This is a genomic window from Actinomycetota bacterium, assembly GCA_004297305.1.
Classification (GTDB): Bacteria; Actinomycetota; Actinomycetes; order S36-B12; family FW305-bin1; genus FW305-bin1.
The window spans coordinates 285,949-305,758 of the sequence record SCTR01000010.1 but is presented as its reverse complement, the minus strand read 5'-3'; the positions used below and the strand labels follow the sequence as shown (position 1 = coordinate 305,758).

At 69.0% G+C, this 19,810-nt stretch carries 21 protein-coding genes and 1 pseudogene; 13 read left to right on the top strand and 9 right to left on the bottom strand.

The features are described 5' to 3' along the window. The first annotated feature begins 29 nt into the window (after positions 1–29). Complete coding sequence (locus EPO13_11240; GenBank protein TAK68658.1) at positions 30–371, top strand: DUF3817 domain-containing protein; 342 nt, start codon at positions 30–32, stop codon at positions 369–371. A gap of 92 nt (positions 372–463) precedes the next feature. Here the strand turns inward: EPO13_11240 and EPO13_11235 are convergent, their stop codons facing one another. From EPO13_11235 to soxR, 3 genes are all read right to left on the bottom strand, one after another. Further along, on the bottom strand, positions 464–667 hold the full coding sequence (locus EPO13_11235) for a cold-shock protein (GenBank protein ID TAK68657.1): 204 nt from the start codon (positions 665–667) through the stop codon (positions 464–466). Between the two features lie 270 nt (positions 668–937). Beyond that, positions 938–1,453: an aminoacyl-tRNA hydrolase gene (locus tag EPO13_11230; GenBank protein ID TAK68656.1), complete on the bottom strand. Its 516-nt coding sequence runs from the start codon at positions 1,451–1,453 to the stop codon at positions 938–940. Continuing rightward, on the bottom strand, positions 1,363–1,806 hold the full coding sequence (gene soxR / locus EPO13_11225) for a redox-sensitive transcriptional activator SoxR (GenBank protein TAK68720.1): 444 nt from the start codon (positions 1,804–1,806) through the stop codon (positions 1,363–1,365). Before soxR ends, EPO13_11230 begins: the two co-directional genes overlap by 91 nt. 101 nt (positions 1,807–1,907) lie before the next feature. Here soxR and EPO13_11220 point away from each other — a divergent pair, with 101 nt between their 5' ends. From EPO13_11220 to EPO13_11200, 5 genes are all read left to right on the top strand, one after another. After that, positions 1,908–2,678, top strand: coding sequence for an SDR family oxidoreductase (locus EPO13_11220; GenBank protein TAK68655.1), 771 nt, complete (start codon positions 1,908–1,910; stop codon positions 2,676–2,678). Further along, the gene (locus EPO13_11215; GenBank protein TAK68654.1) at positions 2,675–3,751 is read left to right on the top strand and encodes an S-adenosylmethionine:tRNA ribosyltransferase-isomerase; all 1,077 of its coding nucleotides are present in this window, start codon (positions 2,675–2,677) and stop codon (positions 3,749–3,751) included. Before EPO13_11220 ends, EPO13_11215 begins: the two co-directional genes overlap by 4 nt. Positions 3,752–4,115: 364 nt before the next feature. Continuing rightward, complete coding sequence (locus tag EPO13_11210) at positions 4,116–4,556, top strand: DUF2510 domain-containing protein (GenBank protein ID TAK68719.1); 441 nt, start codon at positions 4,116–4,118, stop codon at positions 4,554–4,556. A 554-nt stretch (positions 4,557–5,110) separates the two neighbouring features. After that, entirely contained in the window at positions 5,111–5,317 is a 207-nt protein-coding gene (locus tag EPO13_11205) for a DUF255 domain-containing protein (protein ID TAK68718.1), read from the top strand. 207 nt (positions 5,318–5,524) lie between these two features. After that, the gene (locus EPO13_11200) at positions 5,525–5,962 is read left to right on the top strand and encodes a hypothetical protein (GenBank protein ID TAK68653.1); all 438 of its coding nucleotides are present in this window, start codon (positions 5,525–5,527) and stop codon (positions 5,960–5,962) included. Between the two features lie 2 nt (positions 5,963–5,964). Here EPO13_11200 and EPO13_11195 read toward each other — a convergent pair whose 3' ends face one another. From EPO13_11195 to EPO13_11185, 3 genes and pseudogenes are all read right to left on the bottom strand, one after another. Then, a complete protein-coding gene (locus tag EPO13_11195) occupies positions 5,965–6,375 on the bottom strand; it encodes an XRE family transcriptional regulator (protein TAK68717.1) in 411 nt (136 codons plus the stop codon). Between the two features lie 119 nt (positions 6,376–6,494). Next, complete coding sequence (locus EPO13_11190) at positions 6,495–7,145, bottom strand: hypothetical protein (GenBank protein TAK68652.1); 651 nt, start codon at positions 7,143–7,145, stop codon at positions 6,495–6,497. A 10-nt stretch (positions 7,146–7,155) separates the two neighbouring features. Next, positions 7,156–7,425, bottom strand: a pseudogene (locus tag EPO13_11185) (hypothetical protein). A 119-nt stretch (positions 7,426–7,544) separates the two neighbouring features. On the opposite strand from EPO13_11185, the gene EPO13_11180 reads away from it, so the two are divergent. From EPO13_11180 to EPO13_11160, 5 genes are all read left to right on the top strand, one after another. Then, positions 7,545–9,617: a thioredoxin domain-containing protein gene (locus EPO13_11180; protein TAK68651.1), complete on the top strand. Its 2,073-nt coding sequence runs from the start codon at positions 7,545–7,547 to the stop codon at positions 9,615–9,617. 18 nt (positions 9,618–9,635) lie between these two features. Then, a complete protein-coding gene (locus tag EPO13_11175; protein ID TAK68650.1) occupies positions 9,636–10,157 on the top strand; it encodes a hypothetical protein in 522 nt (173 codons plus the stop codon). An 84-nt stretch (positions 10,158–10,241) separates the two neighbouring features. Beyond that, complete coding sequence (locus tag EPO13_11170) at positions 10,242–11,003, top strand: isoprenyl transferase (GenBank protein TAK68649.1); 762 nt, start codon at positions 10,242–10,244, stop codon at positions 11,001–11,003. A gap of 49 nt (positions 11,004–11,052) precedes the next feature. Further along, entirely contained in the window at positions 11,053–12,495 is a 1,443-nt protein-coding gene (locus EPO13_11165) for a PhoH family protein (protein TAK68716.1), read from the top strand. A gap of 830 nt (positions 12,496–13,325) precedes the next feature. Continuing rightward, positions 13,326–13,661, top strand: coding sequence for a hypothetical protein (locus EPO13_11160; protein TAK68648.1), 336 nt, complete (start codon positions 13,326–13,328; stop codon positions 13,659–13,661). Between the two features lie 120 nt (positions 13,662–13,781). On the opposite strand, the gene EPO13_11155 is transcribed toward EPO13_11160, so the two are convergent. The 3 genes from EPO13_11155 to glpX all read right to left on the bottom strand — a co-directional run bounded on the left by EPO13_11155 (position 13,782) and on the right by glpX (position 18,082). Then, a complete protein-coding gene (locus tag EPO13_11155) occupies positions 13,782–15,191 on the bottom strand; it encodes a class II fumarate hydratase (protein ID TAK68647.1) in 1,410 nt (469 codons plus the stop codon). Positions 15,192–15,271: 80 nt separating this feature from the next. After that, complete coding sequence (locus tag EPO13_11150; GenBank protein TAK68646.1) at positions 15,272–16,942, bottom strand: fumarate hydratase; 1,671 nt, start codon at positions 16,940–16,942, stop codon at positions 15,272–15,274. A 123-nt stretch (positions 16,943–17,065) separates the two neighbouring features. Then, complete coding sequence (glpX, locus tag EPO13_11145; GenBank protein TAK68645.1) at positions 17,066–18,082, bottom strand: class II fructose-bisphosphatase; 1,017 nt, start codon at positions 18,080–18,082, stop codon at positions 17,066–17,068. A 101-nt stretch (positions 18,083–18,183) separates the two neighbouring features. Here glpX and EPO13_11140 point away from each other — a divergent pair, with 101 nt between their 5' ends. Next, positions 18,184–18,732, top strand: a complete 549-nt coding sequence (locus EPO13_11140) for a DUF4245 domain-containing protein (protein ID TAK68644.1) — start codon at positions 18,184–18,186, stop codon at positions 18,730–18,732. Between the two features lie 168 nt (positions 18,733–18,900). Next, positions 18,901–19,803 (top strand): enoyl-CoA hydratase/isomerase family protein, encoded by a 903-nt coding sequence (locus EPO13_11135; protein ID TAK68643.1) that lies wholly within the window; start codon positions 18,901–18,903, stop codon positions 19,801–19,803. Positions 19,804–19,810 lie beyond the last annotated feature (7 nt).

Genomic DNA, 19,810 nt, shown 5'->3' with positions numbered 1-19,810 from the left:
GGTTGGACGGCTGGGCAGGAGGAGATGGCATGCGGGGTGCGCTGCTGCGCTACCGGGTGATGGCGTGGCTCACCGGTGTCGTGCTCGCGGTGATGACACTGGCGCTGTGTTACAGCCTGACGGTGTCATCGTTGCGCGAGACCGGGTTGTACTCGGTCGGCTGGGTCGCGCACGGTTGGCTGTTCGTGGTGTACGTCGTGACCGCGCTCGATCTCGGCTTCCGGCTCCGGTGGCCGCTGTGGCGGTTGATCCTCGTCGCGCTCGCCGGCACGGTGCCGTTCGCCTCGTTCTTCGCGGAGCGGTGGGTGAGCCATCGGGTCGAGGCGCAACTAGCCGAGGCCAGTTCCCGGGCGCCGGCGACGTCCGGCTGAGGTTTCAGGCCGCCGCCGAAACCCGGCCCGCGATAGAGCGCACCCCCACGGATTGCCGCGGGGGTGCGCTCAATCGAAAACTGGACGTCGCGTCAGATGGCTCGAACGCTGTCGGCCTGCGGGCCCTTCTGGCCCTGCGTGATTTCGAACTCGACGCGCTGGTTCTCATCGAGGCTGCGGTAGCCGTCGGCGACGATGGCGCTGAAGTGAACGAAGACATCCGGCCCGCCGCCGTCCTGGGCGATGAAACCGAAACCCTTGTCGGCGTTGAACCACTTGACTGTGCCCTGTGGCATGTTCCTACTCCTGTGCTGCGGGGTTCGGACGTGCACGGCGCACGCCGGTGCCGGTGTCCCGCGGCCGATCCTGGGGGAATACGACGAAACGCCCGCTACCAGACCGCGGGCGTTCAAGAACGTTCGTGGGACAGAGGCAACGCGGTTTACCGTACACAGTCGCCCCCGAGTTGACCATAGGTCGCGCGGGACCCGGGTTTGCCGCCGCAGCGGTGTCCGCCGCGGCCGTGTCCGGTACGGCGGTGACCGGTGCACGTCCGCCGCGGTGAGTCAGTCGTCGGCGACGGGTCCTCGTAGTCGTTTGGTGAGACCGCGGCGTTGTTTCGATTTCAACCGTCGCTCGACGGCACCGAGGCCGGGCCGTGTCGGGCTACGGCGCGGGCCGGGTGGATCGGTCGCCTCCCGCAGTAGCCGGGCCAGCCGGTGCAGCGCGGCCTGCCGGTTCAACAGTTGAGATCGTTCCCGCTCGGCGTGAACAGTGAGTACGCCGTCGGCGAGGCGGTCACCCAGCCGGGCCAGCGCGCGGTCACGCAGCGCGGCCGGCAGCGCCGTACCGCGCTGGACGTCATACGACAACGACACCCGAGAATCCGTCGTGTTCACCGACTGGCCGCCCGGCCCGGACGAACGGGAGAAACGCCACGACAACTCGGCGGCGGGGATGACCACTCCGGGCCGCACGAGCAGGGGTTCGGTCACGGTTCGGCGTCGCGGAGCCGGCGGGGCAGGAAGGCCGCACCCGGGCCGGCCGTCGCTGCCCGGTCGTCGGGGTTGGACAGTCGGCATCGTCGTAGCGACAGGCAACCGCAGCCGATGCACGAGTCCAGGCCGTCGCGCAGCGCAACGAGCGCGTCGATGTCGGCGTCCAGCCGAGCCCGCCAGAGCCGGGAGATCCGGGACCAGTCGGCTCGCGTCGGGGTTCGCGACGACGGCAGCGTGTCGAGGGCTGCCCGGACCTCGGTCAGGCCGATGCCGACCGTCCGGGCCGCGCGGATGAACGCCAACCGCCGCAGTACCGCTCGTTCGTAACGCCGCTGCCCTCCGGCGGTGCGATGAGCTTCGATCAGGCCTTCGCGTTCGTAGAACCGCAGTGCGGAAGGCGACAGACCCGATCGTGCGGCGACCTCTCCCACGGTCATCGGGTCGTCGACGGAGGCCACGACCGCGATGATAGGACGCGGCACTGGCCTGCTCCAGCGATATTGACTTGAAGTCAACTTCAGATTTTAGGCTCCCGTTCATGGCATCGGAGCAGGCCGTCGCATCGCCGTCGCACGTCGCCGTCGTGACCGGCGGTTCCCGCGGCCTCGGCCGAGAACTCGCCCGGTCGCTGGGCGGTCGAGGCTGGACGGTCATCATCGACGGCCGCGACCCCAGGGCGCTGGCGGCGGCAGTCGAGGCCGCCACCGACATCGCGGAGGTCCCTTCAGCGGGAACCGGTTCCGGACGGCTCGTCGCCATCGCCGGTGACGTCGGCGACCCGGCGCATCGCGAGTCGATCGCCACGGCGGTCGCGGCGTACGGGCGGCTCGACCTGGTGGTCAACAACGCGAGCACGCTCGGGACCAGTCCGCTTCCACCCTTGCGCGACTATGACATCGAGACGTTCGCCGCTGTGCTGCACACCAATACGGTGGCTCCGCTTGCCTTGCTCCAGCTCCTGCTGCCGCACTTGCGGGCCACCGCGGGGACGGTGATCAACCTCAGTTCGGACGCTGCCACGGAGGCCTACGTCGGTTGGGGTGCGTACGGCGCATCCAAGGCCGCGCTCGATCAGCTGTCGGCTGTCCTGGCGGCGGAGGAACCCGACCTGCGCAGCTACGCCTTCGATCCCGGCGACATGCGGACCGCGATGCACCAGTTGGCCTTTCCCGGACAGGACATCTCCGATCGCCCGGAGCCGGTCACCGTGCTGCCCGCTCTGTTACGGCTGATCGACCAGCGCCCGCCGAGCGGCCGCTTCCGCGCGGCGGATCTGGCGCCGTCGCGTCCGTCGCCGGAGCGGCCATGACGACGTCGAGGGTGGCGTCCGGTCCGGACGCCCGGACGCCGATTGAGGCGGGCGGCGGGCGACGTGACGACGTACGTCTGCTCGTGGTCACGACCGGCGCGGGCGGTCCGGTGCTTCGCCACCACCGGCTCCCTGCGCTGCCGTCGGTCCTGCGGGCCGGTGACCTGGTGGTGGTCAACACGTCTGCCACCTTGCCCGCCGCGGTCGACGGGGCGGCGCTGGGCAGCGTCCCGGTGACGGTTCACGCCATGGCGTCGCCCGGTGGGCGGCGGGAATGGGTCGTGGAACTGCGCCGACCGGACCGCAGCGGTCCGGTGCTGACCGCTGCGGTCGGCGACGTCGTCGAGCTCCCGGGGGAGGTCAGTTTGCGGCTGACGGCACCTTTCCCCGCAGGGCAGTCGGCGCGCGGCGCCCGGTTGTGGCGCGCGGCAGCCGCTGTGGAGGGCGGCCTTGAGGGATACCTTCGTCGGTACGGGCAGCCGATCGCGTACTCCCACGTCGAAGGATCCTGGCCGCTGTCGGCGTATCAGACGGTGTTTGCCACCGCGCCAGGTCCGGACGCCGATCCCGATGCGCCGGTCGGCAGTGCGGAAATGCCCAGCGCCGCACGACCGCTGACCGCCGAGGTCGTGACGTCGCTGGTCGCGGCAGGGATCACGATCGCCCCGGTCGTGCTGCACACCGGCTTCTCGTCGCCCGAGGCCGCCGAGCCACCGGCGCCCGAGTGGTACCGCGTGCCAGCGCAGACCGCCCGCCTCGTCGAACTCACCCGGGCGAGCGGCGGTCGCGTCGTCGCGGTCGGTACGACGGTGACCCGGGCACTGGAATCGGCGGCGCTGCCGGCCGGCCGTGTCGTGCCTGGTGAGGGGTGGACCGACCTCGTGCTGGGGCCGTCCCGACCGGCGCGCGTGGTGTCCGGCTTGCTCACGGGATGGCATGAGCCGCAGGCGTCGCACCTGTTGCTGCTGCAGGCCATTGCCGGTCCCGACGCGGTCAGCGCGGCGTACGCCGAGGCGGCGAGGTGCGGTTACCGCTGGCACGAGTTCGGCGACTCCTGCCTGCTGCTGCCGTGACGTGAGCGATTGCGCCCCCATGCTGGGCGGCCATAACGTCATCGACGATCGTGACGGGCGACGACACTGCGAAAGCCGGCTGAACAGTGTCGGACGGCTCCCGTAACGTCCCCGGCGTGGCTGAGGCGCACTCACCGCATCGGCAGGGCAGGGGTTGCCAAGACGTCCCCGTTGACAGGCTTGAAGTCGGGCCGCACCACCTGCATCCTGCGGAGCGGGGAAGGCTCAGCAGCCGCCGGGGCGGCAGGAGAGGACGGGGTATGAAGCGATCGCGGCCAGGGGAATGGGGAGCATGAGCATCCGGGGGTACGCCATCGATGTCGATTTCGACGGTCATACGCTGCGCGTGCGGGGCCGCAACAAGATGGCCACACTGGGTGTTGCAGGAACCAAGATTCCGGGCGAACCGATTCCGTCCGAGGTCAAGGTCGCCATCAACGACATTGCGACTGTTGACTATCGCGATGCGAACATCGTCAGGAATGGTCGACTGGATATTCGGACTAAGGGCGGCAGACGTCACCAGTTACATTTCCTCAAGAAGCACACTGCCGGCTTCGCTGCCCTCTACGAGGAACTGACCCGCGCACTGGCCGAACGGTCACAGGTCGACCCTGTCGCGCACGAGGGTTCCTGGCCTGCAACGGTCAAGCTGCGGATCGTTCCCGATCTTCCGCCGCCTCCGCCGCCGGACGTTCCCGCTGGTTGGTATCCGAACCCGCACGGGCCGGGTCAGAAGTACTGGGACGGTTCGGGCTGGACCGAGCACACCGCGCCCCAGGCCGCCCCGCCTCCGCACTGGTAGCCAGTGCCAGGCGGGCGTCGCAGTAGGTGCCGGAGAAGCGCGGGGCCGGGGAAGGGCGAGAATCAAGATCGAATCGACCTTTGCGGTTCGTGCGATCGACCTTTTGCGGATTCTCCAGCTGAGCACGCGGCAGATCGAGGCGATCTACGAGGTCGCGCGACGGTCGACGACCTGGAAGTAGACGCGAGCAGATTCGCCAAGGTTGGCAGCCTAGCCACTCCGAGCAGTCGAGGTCCGCCCGGTTGTTGGTGCCGGCGCCCACACTGCGAGCGCCCATCCCAAGCCCGACCGCGTTCAGTTCATCGACGCGGGAACCGAGAACGTCTCGCGTTCGCGGACTTCTATACCAACCTCGTGCAGCAGGCATCCTGTCATGGCGACATCGGTACCCAACTGAAACGTCAGATTGAGGCCGTCCGGACCAAGTTGGAATCGGCCATCCGAGGACACGACTCGTTCGACGCACTGGCATTCCTGCCGATGGGGCCGGGCCATCGGACTTCACGGGACTCAACGAGAGCGAGACGCCCGTCGAGACTTCGCAGTTGCCCAAGATGTCACTGCGCTCGCGTTTCTCGGCCTACCTGGCGGGGGCGGCCTTAAGTCCGTACCTGCTCCAGCACGCCGACAATCCAGTGGATTGGTCGGAGTGGGGACCCGAGGCGTTCGAGGAGGCTAAGCGCCGCGACGTACCGATCCTGCTGAGTGTCGACTCGCCGCCGCCACTGGTGCCACATGGTCGCCGCGTAGATGGTCGTTGACGGGTTTCGGCTAAACCGCAGGTCAGAGAGCGCTTGGCGTGCCGCGTCGGTTCACGCCGTATCGCCGTTGAACGCTGTACCCGGGACAGTTTGCATCACTACTTTGCATCACGGGGGCACCTGCCTCCCGGCCGATGTCGGTAGTCGCCGATAGCGTTGACGGTGATGGCGAGCTCAAAGAAGCGAAAGAACGCTCCGGCGCCAACTGTGCGCATTGGGCCCTCTCCTGACGACCCGCACGACATCGTCTACTTCAAGCGGCACGTCGAGGACGACGCCGGTCAGACCGAGCCCGGTCGCAATGCCCTGCGCTCCTGGCCGATCTCGGTCCGTGCGAAGGCCAGCGCCGTTCTCATCGCCGTTGCTACGGCACCGCCCAAGCGGTTCACCGGCGGCGGCTACTGGGAGGCGATGAAGGGCGACATGAGAGGCTGGTTCGAGGTTCGCATCGACGGACCGAGGCGCCACCACTACCGCTTGTTCTGCCTGCTCGACTACGAGGCCAAGGGGCAGGAGAAGCCGCTGTTGGTCGTTATCGACGGTCGTGACAAGCCGTTCCGCACGACGTTGAGCGACGCCGACTACGCGGCGGTGCGCTCGATGGGCAAGGAATACCTCAACCGCAACCCGCGCTCGATCGGGTGACGTCAGGCCGGAACCTTGGAGCGGGTCCGCAGCTCGTGGAGGTGGCGAGCCAGGGCGGCGGGGTCGGCGGTCCGTCCAGCCAGGAGGGGCTCGGTAACCTTCGTCCGCTCGTCCTCATCGAGCGGCTCGATAGTAATTCGCATCCCGAGCGCTGCGGCGACCTCGGCCAGCGTGCCAAGCGTCGGGTTCGACTTGTCCGAGGCGAAGAGGCGCCGGATCGTCGCCGGCTCGACCTGGATGGCGCGAGCAAGCTCAGCCTTGGACAGCCCAGCGGCCTCGCGTGCGTCATCGAGCGCGTTGACTACCTTGTCGACGGTGGCGATGCGCATGGACTCGACGACGAACTCCCGGAGGAACTCAGGATCCTCAAGGTCGCGGGCAAGGTCATCCCAGAAGGCACTGTTGCCGGTCATGTCGATCACTCCTCTCCAGGGAGCGAGCGTATCATAGATGTTACGGAACTAACGGCTGGGCGGGCCCCGATCTGTGGAGAAGCGGCGGCGCGTTCGCTCAAGTTCCGCACGCCAAGGCCCTACTCCGGGTCGTTCGCGGCTTCTTCTTCCCCTGACGCACCCACGGCGAAGGTCCAGGATCGTGCGGCCTCGATCCGTAGGTCAACGTACGGGACGACGGGAAGCGGACTGTGTTCCACCAGCGGCGTCAGTAACGGGCCGCTGGTGACGATGCTCCCGACGACTTGCCACGGTCCGTCATCGGGATCCACGCCGAGGCTGCGTACGACCTCGGCGAGGTTCTCGCGGAGCCACGCGAGCCGCCGGCTGTGCAGCTCAACCGTCGACTTCTTGCCCTTCTTCCTTTGAGGAGCTTCTCGAACTCCCGGCGATCTCGGCGGGGTCCGAGCGATCTCGCAGTCTTTCGCCTCCACCGCGACGATGGATCGAGTCGACCGGTGTGCGGCCAGGATGTCGACGTCTCCGAGGTCCTGACCCTTCGAATCCACGAGCCGCTGTTGTCCGATCTTGTTCACCGACAGCTTCGTTGTCATCCCGAGCTGCTCAAGCTTCGCTGCAACCGAGCGTGCGAACGACTCGGTGACCCTCCCTCGCACCTCGGAGATGAACTGCTTCATCTCCGAGGTCTTCGCTCGACTCTGCAGGCGTCCAGACAGCCTGCCGTCCGCCCAGTAGGGGCCTAGTCGGTAGATGCTCCGGAGTCCGATCACCAATTCATCCCCGCACGCCGGCGGCCGCGGGAGTCTCCCTCTCGGCGTCGAGTGCGGCTTCGGCCTGGGCGAAGATCTTGCGCGCTCCTCCTCCGATGAAGCTCGCCGCAGGACTCGCTTCCGCGGCTCACCTTCACCGGCCGGGGCCTTGAAGATGACCTGGTAGCCGGTTTCGCCAGTGGCGGGCCCGTAGAGCCGCACCCGCCACGACCAGCCGGTCCCGTCGAGGCGGCGCTCCCTTGCCCTGGGCGAGCAGGGTGGTCTTCGTGCGAGCTGCCACCGTGACCACCTCTCCTAGGCTGGAGTCGGGACTCCGCTCGACATGCCGGGCAGAGGGCCTCCACGGAAACATCATTCAAGGATCTCTCATGCAAACACCACTGGCAGGAGTGACAGGACATGGCCAACCGACTCGCATCGGCGACAAGTCCGTACCTGCTCCAGCACGCGGAGAATCCGGTGGATTGGTGGGAGTGGGGACCCGAGGCGTTCGCGGAGGCCAAGCGCCGCGACGTACCGATCCTGCTGAGCGTCGGGTACGCCGCGTGCCACTGGTGCCATGTCATGGCGCACGAGTCCTTCGAGGATGCGGCCACCGCCGGGCTCATGAATGCACGGTTCGTCAGCGTCAAGGTCGATCGGGAGGAGCGTCCCGATGTCGACGCGGTGTACATGCGCGCGACTCAGGCGCTGACCGGTCACGGGGGCTGGCCGATGACCGTGTTCGTCGATCATGACGGATCACCGTTCTACGCCGGGACGTACTGGCCGCGGGAACCGCGCGCAGGTTCGCCGGCGTTCACCCAGGTCCTGCTCGCCGTCGACGATGCGTGGCGCGATCGTCGGGACGCGGTCCGCGGTTCGGCCGCGGACATCCGCGATCTGCTGTCCCGTCAGCAGATTCCGGCGGTGACCGGTGGGCCACCCGATGCTGCCTTGCTCGACGAGGCGGTCGCGGTCCTCGCCTCGCAGTACGACGCACAGTTCGCCGGGTTCGGCGGTGCGCCGAAGTTCCCGCCGTCCATGGTGCTGGAGTTCCTGCTCCGTCATCATGGCCGAGTCGGCGACCGGCGTGCCCTGGCGATTGTCAGCGCCACCTGCGAGGCGATGGCACGCGGCGGGATGTACGACCAGCTCGGCGGCGGCTTCGCCCGGTACGCCGTCGACCGCTCATGGACGGTGCCGCATTTCGAGAAGATGTTGTACGACAACGCATTGCTGCTTCGGGTTTACCTGCACTGGTGGCGTGCCACCGGCCACCGACTGGCGGAGAGGGTGAGCCGGGAGACCGCGGACTTCCTGCTGCGGGAGTTGCGGACCGAGCAGGGCGGCTTCGCATCGGCCCTCGACGCCGATGCGGCCGGCCTCGAAGGGTCGACGTATGTGTGGACCCAGGAGCAACTGGCCGCCGCGCTCGGGACGGCCGACGCCGCGTGGGCCGCACGACTGCTGGAGGTGACGACCACCGGCACCTTCGAGGGCGGCAGCTCGGTGCTGCAACTGCCGGCCGATCCCCAGGACAGCGTGCGATGGGAGTCCGTGCGGCAACGGTTGCTCGCCGCGCGCGCCGGACGGCCGCAGCCGGCCCGCGACGACAAGGTCGTCGCCGGCTGGAACGGACTGGCGATCGCGGCGCTGGCCGAAGCTGGTGCCCTGCTGGGAGTTCCGGCGTACCTCGACGCAGCAACGGCAGCCGCTGACCTGCTCGTCGCCGTCCACCTCGTGGAGTCCGACCGGGTACGACTGGCCCGGGTGTCCCGCGACGGGACGGCCGGCCGGCACGCCGGAGTGCTGGAGGACTACGCCGGGGTCGCCGAAGGACTGCTGGCGCTCTACCAGGTCACCGGGCGGCCGCGCTGGCTCACGGTGGCCGGTCAGCTGCTCGACGTCGTCCTGTCCCAGTTCCGTGACGACACCGGCGCCTTCTACGACACCGCTTGGGACGCAGAGGAACTCGTCGCGCGGCCCCAGGACCCTGCGGACAACGCGACTCCGTCGGGCAGCAGCGCCGCGGCCGGCGCCCTGCTGACGTTCGCTGCTCTCACCGGCAGCGTTCCCCATCGCGACGCCGCTGGTGCGGCCCTGGGAGTCGTCGCCGCGATCGGCCGCAGCCAACCCCGCTTCGCCGGCTGGGGGTTGGCGGTCGCCGAGGCATGGGCGGACGGGCCACGGGAGGTCGCTGTCGTGGGGCCGGACGATCCGGCGCGGGCCGCGCTGCATCACACCGCCCTGATGGGGACGGCGCCGGGGCTCGTGGTCGCCGTGGCCCCACCCGCCGCCGACCCTCCGGGCGCCGACCAATCCGCAGCCGCCCTGGTGGTCGGCCGTCCGCTGCTGGCCGATGGGGCGACGGCGTACGTCTGCCGCGACTTCAGCTGCCAGGCGCCGACCGCCGACGTCGGACAGTTGGCCGCCCAGGTCGGCGCGCTGCCCGAACCGGGGCGCCCGCCGGGCCTTCCTGCATCGACGTAATCGTGTAATCATCGCGCTATGACTCAGCACCTCACCGACCAAGTACGGGGCTGGCTCACCGGCCGCGTGCCGCAGGACTGGTTCGACGGTGACCTCGAGGTGGTCGTCGACCGGGAAGAGATCACCGTCGTCGGCCGGCTCCGGCCGGTCGAGCTGGCTGCCGGAGCTTCGGAGGCCGAGCGCACTGCGGCCGCCGCCGGCCGCACCAAGGAGTTCCGCGAACGCACCCGACCGCAACGCATCGACATCGCCCGCGAGCTGGAGCACCGCACGGGTCGCAAGGTGGCCTGGGGTGTCGACTGCGACGGTCGTCGCGAGCTGTTCACGACCCTGTCGGTCCCGGTCATGACGCGACTGCGGCAGCAGGACCGTCTCGTGCTCGACACGTTGGTGCAGGCCGGCGTCGCCCGCTCCAGGTCCGACGCGCTGGCCTGGTCCGTGCGGCTGGTCGGCCGTCACGAACAGACGTGGCTGGCCGAACTGCGCGAGGCCATGGCCGCCGTCGAGCGCGTCCGGTCGCAGGGTCCCGACGCCGCCTGAACGACCTCCTGGGTTCAGGGCCGAACGCGTGCTCTGGCGTGCACGACAGGGTTTCCCGCAGGCGGCGGCGGTAGCCTTCGCCCCATGGCGCTGTCGGATCTGGTCTACCGCGCCTACCTCCGCCGCCTTCGTGCCGACCTCGACCCGGCGCAGCTGCCCCGCCACGTCGGAGTGATCCTCGACGGCAACCGGCGCTGGGCCAGCGAGCGGAGTTCCTCGTCCGCGGAAGGGCACCGCGCTGGCGCGGCGAAGATCGACGAACTGCTCGGCTGGTGCGAGAGCCTGCACATCGAGGTCGTCACGCTGTGGTTGCTGTCGACGGACAACCTGGCGCGTCCCCCGCAGGAGCTGACGCAGCTTCTCGGGATCATCGAAGACACCGTGCGCCACCTGGCGGCCGCCCGCCGCTGGCGGGTCAACCCGGTCGGCGCGCTGGACCTGTTGCCGTCGTCGACGACGGCCCTGCTCAAGGACGCTCAGGAGACCACCGCCGGCGTACGCGGCCCGCTGGTCAACGTCGCGGTCGGGTACGGCGGTCGACGGGAGGTGGTCGACGCGGTTCGTGCGCTGCTGCAACAGCACGCCGAGCGTGGCACCAGCCTCGACGACCTCGCAGCGCTGCTGGACGTCGAGCACATCGCCGAACACCTGTACACCAAGGGCCAGCCCGACCCGGACCTGGTGATCCGCACCTCCGGCGAGCAACGGCTGTCCGGTTTCCTGCTGTGGCAGAGCGCTCATTCGGAGTTCTACTTCTGCGAAGCGTTCTGGCCCGACTTCCGCGAGGTCGACTTCGTCCGGGCCCTTCGGGCGTACGCCGACCGGGAGCGCCGCTACGGCTCCTGACGGCCAGGCAGCGTGACTGCTGGGTGTTGTGAGGCAGCCGTTCATCTCGATGTCACCTGCCGCCCGGCGTGGCGGTCGTTCGGCGACGTTCGATGCGCCTAGCGTCACGTCATCGGGCCGGCGCCCGGCCGGCCCCCCGACACCGGAGGCCGATGTGCCCACTGCGCACCGCAACGCTTCGCGAGCCGCTGGCAGTCGCCGTACCTACGTCATCGACACCAGCGTGCTGTTGTCAGACCCGAACGCGTTGTTGCGCTTCGACGAACACGAAGTCGTGGTCCCGGTCGTGGTCATCACCGAGCTCGAGGCCAAGCGCACCCATCCGGAACTCGGCTTCTTCGCGCGCAGTGCGCTGCGCCTGCTCGACGATCTGCGGGTCGAGCACGGCCGGCTCGACCAGGCCATCCCGGTGGGAACTGCCGGCGGCACGATCCGGGTCGAACTCAATCACACCGATCCAACGATCCTGCCGAAGGGATTCCACCTGGGGGACAACGACACTCGCATCCTCGCGGTCGCCCGCAACCTGGCTGCCGACGGTGACGACGTCGTCGTGGTGAGCAAGGACCTGCCGATGCGGGTCAAGGCGTCCGCGGTGGGATTGACCGCCGAGGAATACCGGGCGGAACTGGTGGTCGAGTCCGGCTGGACCGGGATGGTCGAACTCGACATCGCCGGACACGACCTGGACCGGCTCTTCCAGGACGAGCGGATCGACCTGGCCGAAGCCCGTGATCTGCCGTGCAACACCGGCATCGTGCTGGTCAGCGAGCGTGGGCACGGCCTCGGTCGGGTCACTGCTGACAAGCAGATTCGCTTGGTCCGGGGTGACCGGGAAGCGTTCGGCCTGCACGGTCGCAGCGCTGAACAACGGATCGCGCTGGACCTGCTGCTCGACCCGGAGATCGGGATCGTCTCGCTCGGTGGTCGCGCGGGTACCGGCAAGAGCGCGCTGGCGTTGTGTGCGGGACTGGAATCGGTGTTGGAACGGGAACAGCACCGCAAGGTCGTGGTGTTCCGCCCGCTGTTTGCCGTCGGTGGTCAGGATCTCGGCTACCTGCCGGGTACCGAGCACGAGAAGATGTCGCCGTGGGCGCAGGCGGTCTTTGACACACTGGGAGCCCTTGCGACACAGGAGGTTGTGGAGGAGATTGTCGATCGCGGGATGCTCGAGGTCCTGCCGCTGACACATATCCGCGGGCGTTCGCTGCACGATGCCTTCGTCATCGTCGACGAAGCACAGTCGTTGGAGCGCAACGTCCTGCTCACGGTGTTGTCGCGCATCGGCCGGGATTCCCGGGTCGTGCTGACACACGATGTCGCTCAGCGCGACAACCTGCGGGTGGGCCGACATGACGGCGTCGTCGCCGTCGTTGAGAAGCTCAAAGGCCATCCGCTGTTCGCGCATGTCACGCTGACCCGGTCCGAGCGATCGCCGATCGCCGCGCTGGTGACCGAGATGCTGGGTGACGTGGGCACTGATCTCGGCTGAGGCTGAATGGCCTGGCCGAGACCGACTTTCGTCACCAAGTTCTACCGGCCGTGACGACAGTGCGACACGCCGTGAGCGAATGTCGAGATCTGTCGTCCGCCATGTGGACACACGGCTGTGCAACACGTCACAGGAATTCGCCGATATCAGGGGTAGTTCTCCCCTAGATGTCCGATTAGTCGTGAAATGAAGCGCCGGTGAGTGGTCCTCCTCACGGCCCATGGTCTTGGCGCTGTGGGACCTGCTCGGCAGGGTAGAGCCCGATCAAGAGCCCCGTGACGGGCAGATCGGTCAGTCGGCCCCGTGCCGGATCGATGGTGCCCGCGCCGCCCCTGCGGGGGCCTGTGCAGTGCGTGCGCGCCGACCCTGGACCCGTTCACGCCCTGCCTGTGCCAGCGGCCCCGTCGACTCGCCCACCAGGGGGCGTGTCCGAGGAAGGGACACGTGTGTCCAAGCAAGCCCTGCGAGGCCTGGCCGTCGCGACCGCCCTGACAGTCGGCGCTGGCGCCCTCGTGGCACAGGCGTCGGCGGACGCTGCCGCCGTCGATGCGACCGAGCCGGCCGCGACGTCAGCTACCGACGCTGCGGCCCCACCGTCCACTGGCCTGGTAGCCGCCCCACTGACCGCTCCGGCATCAACCACGTCGGCCTTGACCGCACCGTCGTCGACCACGGCGACGGTGACCACGGCAACGTCGGCCACGGCAACGTCGACCACGGCAACCTTGACCGCGGCGGTCACGACCGGCTCTACCGCCGGCGCAGCCGTTGTGCCGCAAGCAGTTTTCACGACCAAGACCTCCAAGTCGGCGTTGCGCACGGTTCGGTCCTTGGCGCCCGCCCGCTTCGGGACAGCGACGTACAACCGCTGGTATGCCCGGCAGTACATGGGTCGCAAGTACCGCTGGGACGGCGCGCAGTACACCGCGCTCGTGGCGATGTGGCAGCGCGAGAGTTCCTGGCGTCACAAGGCCCGCAACCCGAGCGGCAAATACCTCGGGATTCCGCAGACGTCGGCTGCGGTGGTCCGTGGCAACGGCTACACCGTCGCGCAGTACATGGCCTCGCCCGAGATCCAGGTCGAGGTGGGACTGCGCTACATCCGCGCTCGCTACGGCACCCCGGCCAAGGCGTGGTCGTTCTGGCGCTCGCACCACTGGTACTGACCCCGCCGGTTCCTCCTGGCCTCGCCGGCTCTCTCCGACGCGGCCGCCTGGCCGCCTGTCGCTTCCTGACCTCGGCCGGCTGCTGCTGACCCGCGTCGGCTGCTGCTGATCGGGCGTGGCTCAGTCGTCGTGCGGCCGGGCCATCCGCCGTACGTCGAGCAGGTCGTCGAGCTCGGCGTCGGTCAGCCGTCCGGCGTCGACGTGCCCGCGGGCCAGGACGACCGCACGCAGGCTCTGGCCTGTCGCACGCGCCTCCTTGACGACCGAACTGGCTTCGTCGTAGCCGAGTCGCGTCGCCAGCGGCGTCACCACGGCATCCGAGGAGGTCGCCAGGTCCCGCATGCGTTCGACGTCGGCGACGATCCCGTCGACGCAGCGGTCGGCCAGCAGCCGCACCGACGCCGCGAGCCAGTCGACCGACTGCAGCACAGCGCGTCCCATCACCGGCATGACGACGTTGAGCTCGAACGAGCCGCGGGCTGCTGACCACGCGACAGTGGCGTCGTTGCCGATGACGGCCGCGCAGACGCCGATGACGGCTTCCGGGACGACCGGGTTCACCTTCCCGGGCATGATCGACGAGCCCGGTTGCAGGGCCGGCAGCGTGATCTCCGCGAGACCGGCGTTGGGTCCCGAGGCCATCCACCGCAGGTCGTCGCAGATCTTCGTCAGCGAGATGGCGACCGTGCGCAGCTGGCCGGACAGCTCGACGAGGCCATCGCGGCCGCCGGCCGCCTCCGCGTGGTCGCGGGCCTCCCGCAGCGGCAGCCCGGTCCGCGCCGCCAGCCGCCGGGCCACCTCGCCGCCGAACCCCTTCGGCGCATTCAGGCCCGTCCCGACGGCCGTACCGCCGATCGGCAGTTCGCCCAACCGCGGCAACGTCGCCAGCAGACGCGCGATGCCGTGGTCCACCGACGTGGCGTAGCCGTTCAGCTCGGCACCGAACGTCGTGGGCGCCGCGTCGACCAGGTGCGTCCGGCCCGGCTTCACCGCGTCGCGATACTGCTCGGCCTTGCCGCGCAGGCTGTGCGCCAGATGCTCCAATGCCGGCACCAGCCGGTCCACGACAGCCTGCACGGCGGCGACGTGAATGGCAGTCGGGAAGACGTCATTGCTGGACTGCGACGCGTTGACGTCGTCGTTGGCGTGAACCGGTCGGTGGAGCCGACGTTCGGCCAAGGTCGCGACGACCTCGTTCACGTTCATGTTCGTGGAGGTCCCGCTGCCGGTCTGGAAGACGTCGACCGGGAAGGCCTCCGGGTAGGCCCCCTCGACGATCTCATCGGCGGCGGCGCTGATCGCGTCGGCGACGTCCCGTGGCAGCACACCGTGCTCGGCATTAACCTGCGCCGCAGCGGATTTCACCAGGGCAAGGGCTCGCAGCAACGACGAGGGAAGCGGTTCGCCGGAGATCGGGAAGTTCTCGACAGCCCGCTGGGTCTGCGCCCGCCAGAGCGCGCCGGCGGCCACACGGACCTCACCGAGGCTGTCGTGCTCCACCCGTACGTCCTGCCCCGCTGAGCCGTCCATGCCCCTATGGTCGCGCGAATTCGCGGCTCCCGCCGCCAGCGACGCGGCCGCATTCGGCCCGATCGCGGTCAGCCGGCGGTTCAACCGCCGGTGGGCGCCCCGACCGGAATGCGCAGCGTCGTCGGACGCATCGTCTCGGCGAAGAAGTCGTTGCCCTTGTCGTCCACCACGACGAACGCGGGGAAGTCCTCGACCTCGATCCGCCAGACCGCTTCCATGCCGTAATCGGGGAAGTCGAGCACCTCCACCTTGCGGATGTTGTCCTGCGCCAGTCGGGCCGCCGGACCGCCGATGGAGCCCAGGTAGAACCCGCCGTGCCGCTGGCAGGCTTCGGTCACCGCCTTGCTCCGGTTGCCCTTGGCCAGCATGACCATGGAGCCGCCCGCGGCCTGGAAGCTGTCGACGTACGCGTCCATCCGGCCGGCGGTGGTGGGACCGAACGAACCGGAGGCGTAGCCGGCGGGCGTCTTGGCCGGACCGGCGTAGTAGACGGCGTGGTCGCGCAGGTAGGCCGGCAGGGGTTCGCCGTTGTCGAGCATCTGCTGGATCCGGGCGTGGGCCATGTCGCGTGCCACCACCAGCGGTCCGCGCAGCGACACCCGGGTCTTGACCGGCAGCGTGCTGAGCTGGGCGCGGATCTCGTCCATCGGGCGGTTCAGGTCGATGTGGACGACGTCGTCGTCGAGGTGCTCGTCGGTCACGTCGGGCAGGAACCGCGCCGGATCGTGCTCGAGTTCCTCCAGGAAGACGCCCTCGGCCGTGATCTTGGCCAGGGCCTGCCGGTCCGCCGAGCAGGAGACCGCGATCGCGACCGGGCAGGACGCACCGTGGCGGGGGAGCCGGATGACCCGGACGTCGTGGCAGAAGTACTTGCCGCCGAACTGCGCGCCGATACCGAACTCCTGCGTCATCCGCAGGATCTCGGCCTCCATCTCGTGGTCGCGGAAGCCGTGGCCGACAGCCGATCCACTCGCCGGCAGCGTGTCGAGGTAGTGGGCCGACGCATACTTCGCGGTCTTGAGGGCGAACTCCGCGCTCGTCCCGCCGACGACGACCGCCAAGTGGTACGGCGGACACGCTGCGGTTCCCAGGCTGCGCAGCTTCGCGTCGAGGAAGGTACGGAACGCCTTCGGGTTGAGGACTGCCTTGGTCTCCTGGAAGAGGTAGCTCTTGTTCGCCGAGCCGCCGCCCTTGGCCATGTACAGCAGCTTGTACACCGCCTCGTGGCCCGGCGCGGTGTCGGCGTACAGCTCGACCTGGGCGGGCAGATTCGTCCCGGTGTTGCGTTCGTCCCACATCGTCAGCGGCGCCATCTGCGAATACCGCAGGTTCAGGGTCGAGTAGGCGTCGAAGATGCCCCGGGAGATGGCGGCCTCGTCGTCGCCGGGGGTGAGCACGTGCTGGCCCCGCTTGCCCATGACGATCGCCGTACCGGTGTCCTGACACATCGGCAGCACACCGCCGGCGCTCACGTTGGCGTTCTTGAGCAGATCCAGGGCGACGAACCGGTCGTTCGGACTGGCTTCCGGGTCGTCGAGGATCGCGCGCAGCTGCGCCAGATGAGTGGGTCGCAGCAGGTGTGAAATGTCGCGGAGGGCCTCGAACGACAGCAGCCGCAGGGCCTCGGGCTCGACGTGCAGGAAGGTGCGACCGGCCGCCTCGACGGTGCTGACGCCGTCGGCGGTCACGAGGCGGTACGACGTCTCGTCGGGTCCCAGTGGCAGCAGGTCGGAGTACGCGAAATCGGCCATGCGCGCAGCCTAGGCACGGCCGGCGCGGGCACGCCCGTCAGGGGCTGCCGCTCACCGGCGCAGGCCAGGCGGCCGCTGCGTGTCCGTCGGGGCGGCCGGTGCGCGGTCCCGTTCCGGGAGCGATCAGGCTCCGCCGTCGAAATCCACCGCGGAGTACAGGCCGAGCTTGTCCAGCCGGTGCTCGCTCTTGATCTCACGGATCGTCCCGCTCTTGCTGCGCATGACAATCGAATGAGTACGGGCCTGGGTGCCGCTGTAGCGCACACCGCGGACCAACTCGCCGTCGGTGATGCCGGTCGCGCAGAAGAAGATGTTGTCGCCGGTCACCAGGTCGTCGGTGAGCAGCACCTGGTCCAGGTCGTGACCGGCGTCCAGTGCCTTGCGGCGCTCGTCGTCGTCGCGGGGCCACAGCTTGGCCTGGATGGTCCCGCCGAGGCAGGTGATCGCCGCCGCCGCGATGACCCCTTCAGGCGTACCGCCGATGCCGATCAGCAGGTCGACGCCCGTGCCGTCGCGGGCGGCCATGATCGCGCCGGCGACGTCGCCGTCGCTGATGAACTTGATGCGTGCGCCGGCCTGCCGGATGTTGCGGACCAGGCCCTCGTGCCGGGGCCGGTCCAGGACGCAGACGGTCAGGTCGGCGATGCGCTCGCCCTTGGCCTTGGCGATCCGGCGCAGGTTGGTCTTGACCGGCGCGGTGATGTCGACGAGGTCCGCCGCCAGCGGCCCGGTCACCAGCTTCTCCATGTAGAAGACCGCGCTCGGGTCGTACATCGCGCCCCGCTCGGCGACGGCGATCACCGAGATCGCGTTGGGCATGCCCTTGGCTGCCAGCGTCGTCCCGTCGATCGGGTCGACTGCGACGTCGCACTCCGGTCCGGTGCCGTCGCCGACGCGCTCGCCGTTGAACAGCATGGGAGCCGCGTCCTTCTCTCCCTCTCCGATGACCACGACGCCGTTCATCGACACACTGCCGACCAGCGCCCGCATCGCGTTCACCGCGGCCCCGTCAGCGCCGTTCTTGTCGCCGCGACCCACCCAACGGGCAGCAGACATGGCGGCGGCTTCGGTCACCCGGACCAGTTCAAGGGCCAGGTTGCGGTCGGGCGCTTCCCGAACGGCCGCTTTGCTCGGTGTCATGGGCCCTCCGGTGTCGGCGCGGCGCAGGGAGCGTCCCCGGCATCCGACGGAGCTTATCGGCGGACGGCCCGCGTCGTCGGTCGGTGCGACCGTCCGGGAGCATGGGGGTCATGGCAGCAGCCCGGCGCCGGAGCCTGGCGCAGAACCTGCGCGACATGGTGCTGTCCATGGTCGTCGTCGTCCTCATCTGCCTGGTGGTCGTCGCTGTCGCCGGCCGCGCCCAGCCGACCCCGACCACCCGGGTCGACTATCAGCCGGTCCTGATCCGGGCCCGGGCGGCCGCGGACTTCCCGGTCCTGGCTCCGGTCGTCAGCCCAGCGGACTGGACGCCCACGAGCGCCCGGTACGAGCCGCTGCCGGACCTGCCGGGGGTCCCGGTGTGGCAGGTCGGGTGGGTCACCGCGGGCGAGCAGTACGTCGGGCTGTCCCAGGCGCGCACCACCGACCGGCGGTTCCTGGCCGAACGGACCCGTGACGGCCGCCGGGTCGGCGTGGTGACCCTCGGATCGACGGCGTGGGAACGCTGGGAGAACGCCGAGGCCGGCGAGCGCTCGCTGGTCTGCACCACCGATGGAGTGACCACGGTGGTCACCGGGACGGTCGACTGGACCGTTCTGGAACCTTTCGCCACCTCGCTGCAGGGCGGCTGACGGCGCCGGCGTTCCGTGTGGCGCAGCAAGATCTTTCGTTCCGAGCGTCCGAAACAGCTGCTCGTGAAATGTTTCCGGCAGTGACTCATTGACGGTCTACCTGGGTCGTGTTAGCTTCGCCAAGCTACTTCACAGACGTTAAGTACCTTGCCGAAAGGGACCGTCGACATGTCACAACCGGAGTACGCGAATCGGTATCCGACCCTGGCCTTCGAACGTTTTGACGACGGCGTCCTGGTGATGCGGTTGCAGGATCCGGACGGGACGACCGCCGACTACGCGCAGGAGCACCACGAGGACTGGGCGCCGGCGCTGCGGGACATCGCGGCCGACCGCGAGAATCGGGTCGTCATCATCACCGGGACCGGCGACGCCTTCATCGGCTCGCACGGTCCGTGGCGCGAGCGCTTCACCACCCCCGACCACCACGAGTTCACTGCCCGGCGGCAGAAGATGCAGTACGACTACCTGTTCCAGATCGACTGCCCGGTGATCGGTGCGGTCAACGGACCGTCGATCCACCACTCCGAACTGGTGGTGCTCAACGACATCGTGCTGGCCGCCGACCACGCGTACTTCACCGACGGCCACGTCTACATGGGCGAGCCGCCGGCCGACGGCGCCCATATCTTCTGGCAGGAACTGCTCGGCCCCAATCGTGGCAAGTACTTCCTGCTGACCGGCCACAAGATCACCGCCCAGCAGGCGCAGGAGATCGGCTTCGTCAACGAGGTCATGCCGCTGGACGAGCTGATGCCGCGCGCGCTGGAGTTGGCGCACCAGCTGGCGACGTTCGACACGCTGGCCCTGCGGTTCATGCGTCGGGCATTCGTCTCGCGCTGGCAGCGAATCTTCCGCGACGACGTCGGAGTCGGATATGGCATGGCCCTGGAGGTCATGCTGCACGTCGACCGGGCGTTCAATCCCTGGGAAGCCGCCGAGGGCGAGAATCAGGGCGAGGACGAACTGACCAAGGGTCTGCGCAGCGCATCCGGTTTCACCCGTCCCCGTGCCTCCAAGCCGCGCAGCCTCTTCCAGGGTCAGTACGGCGAACCGCACACGACGGACTGACCGCGCG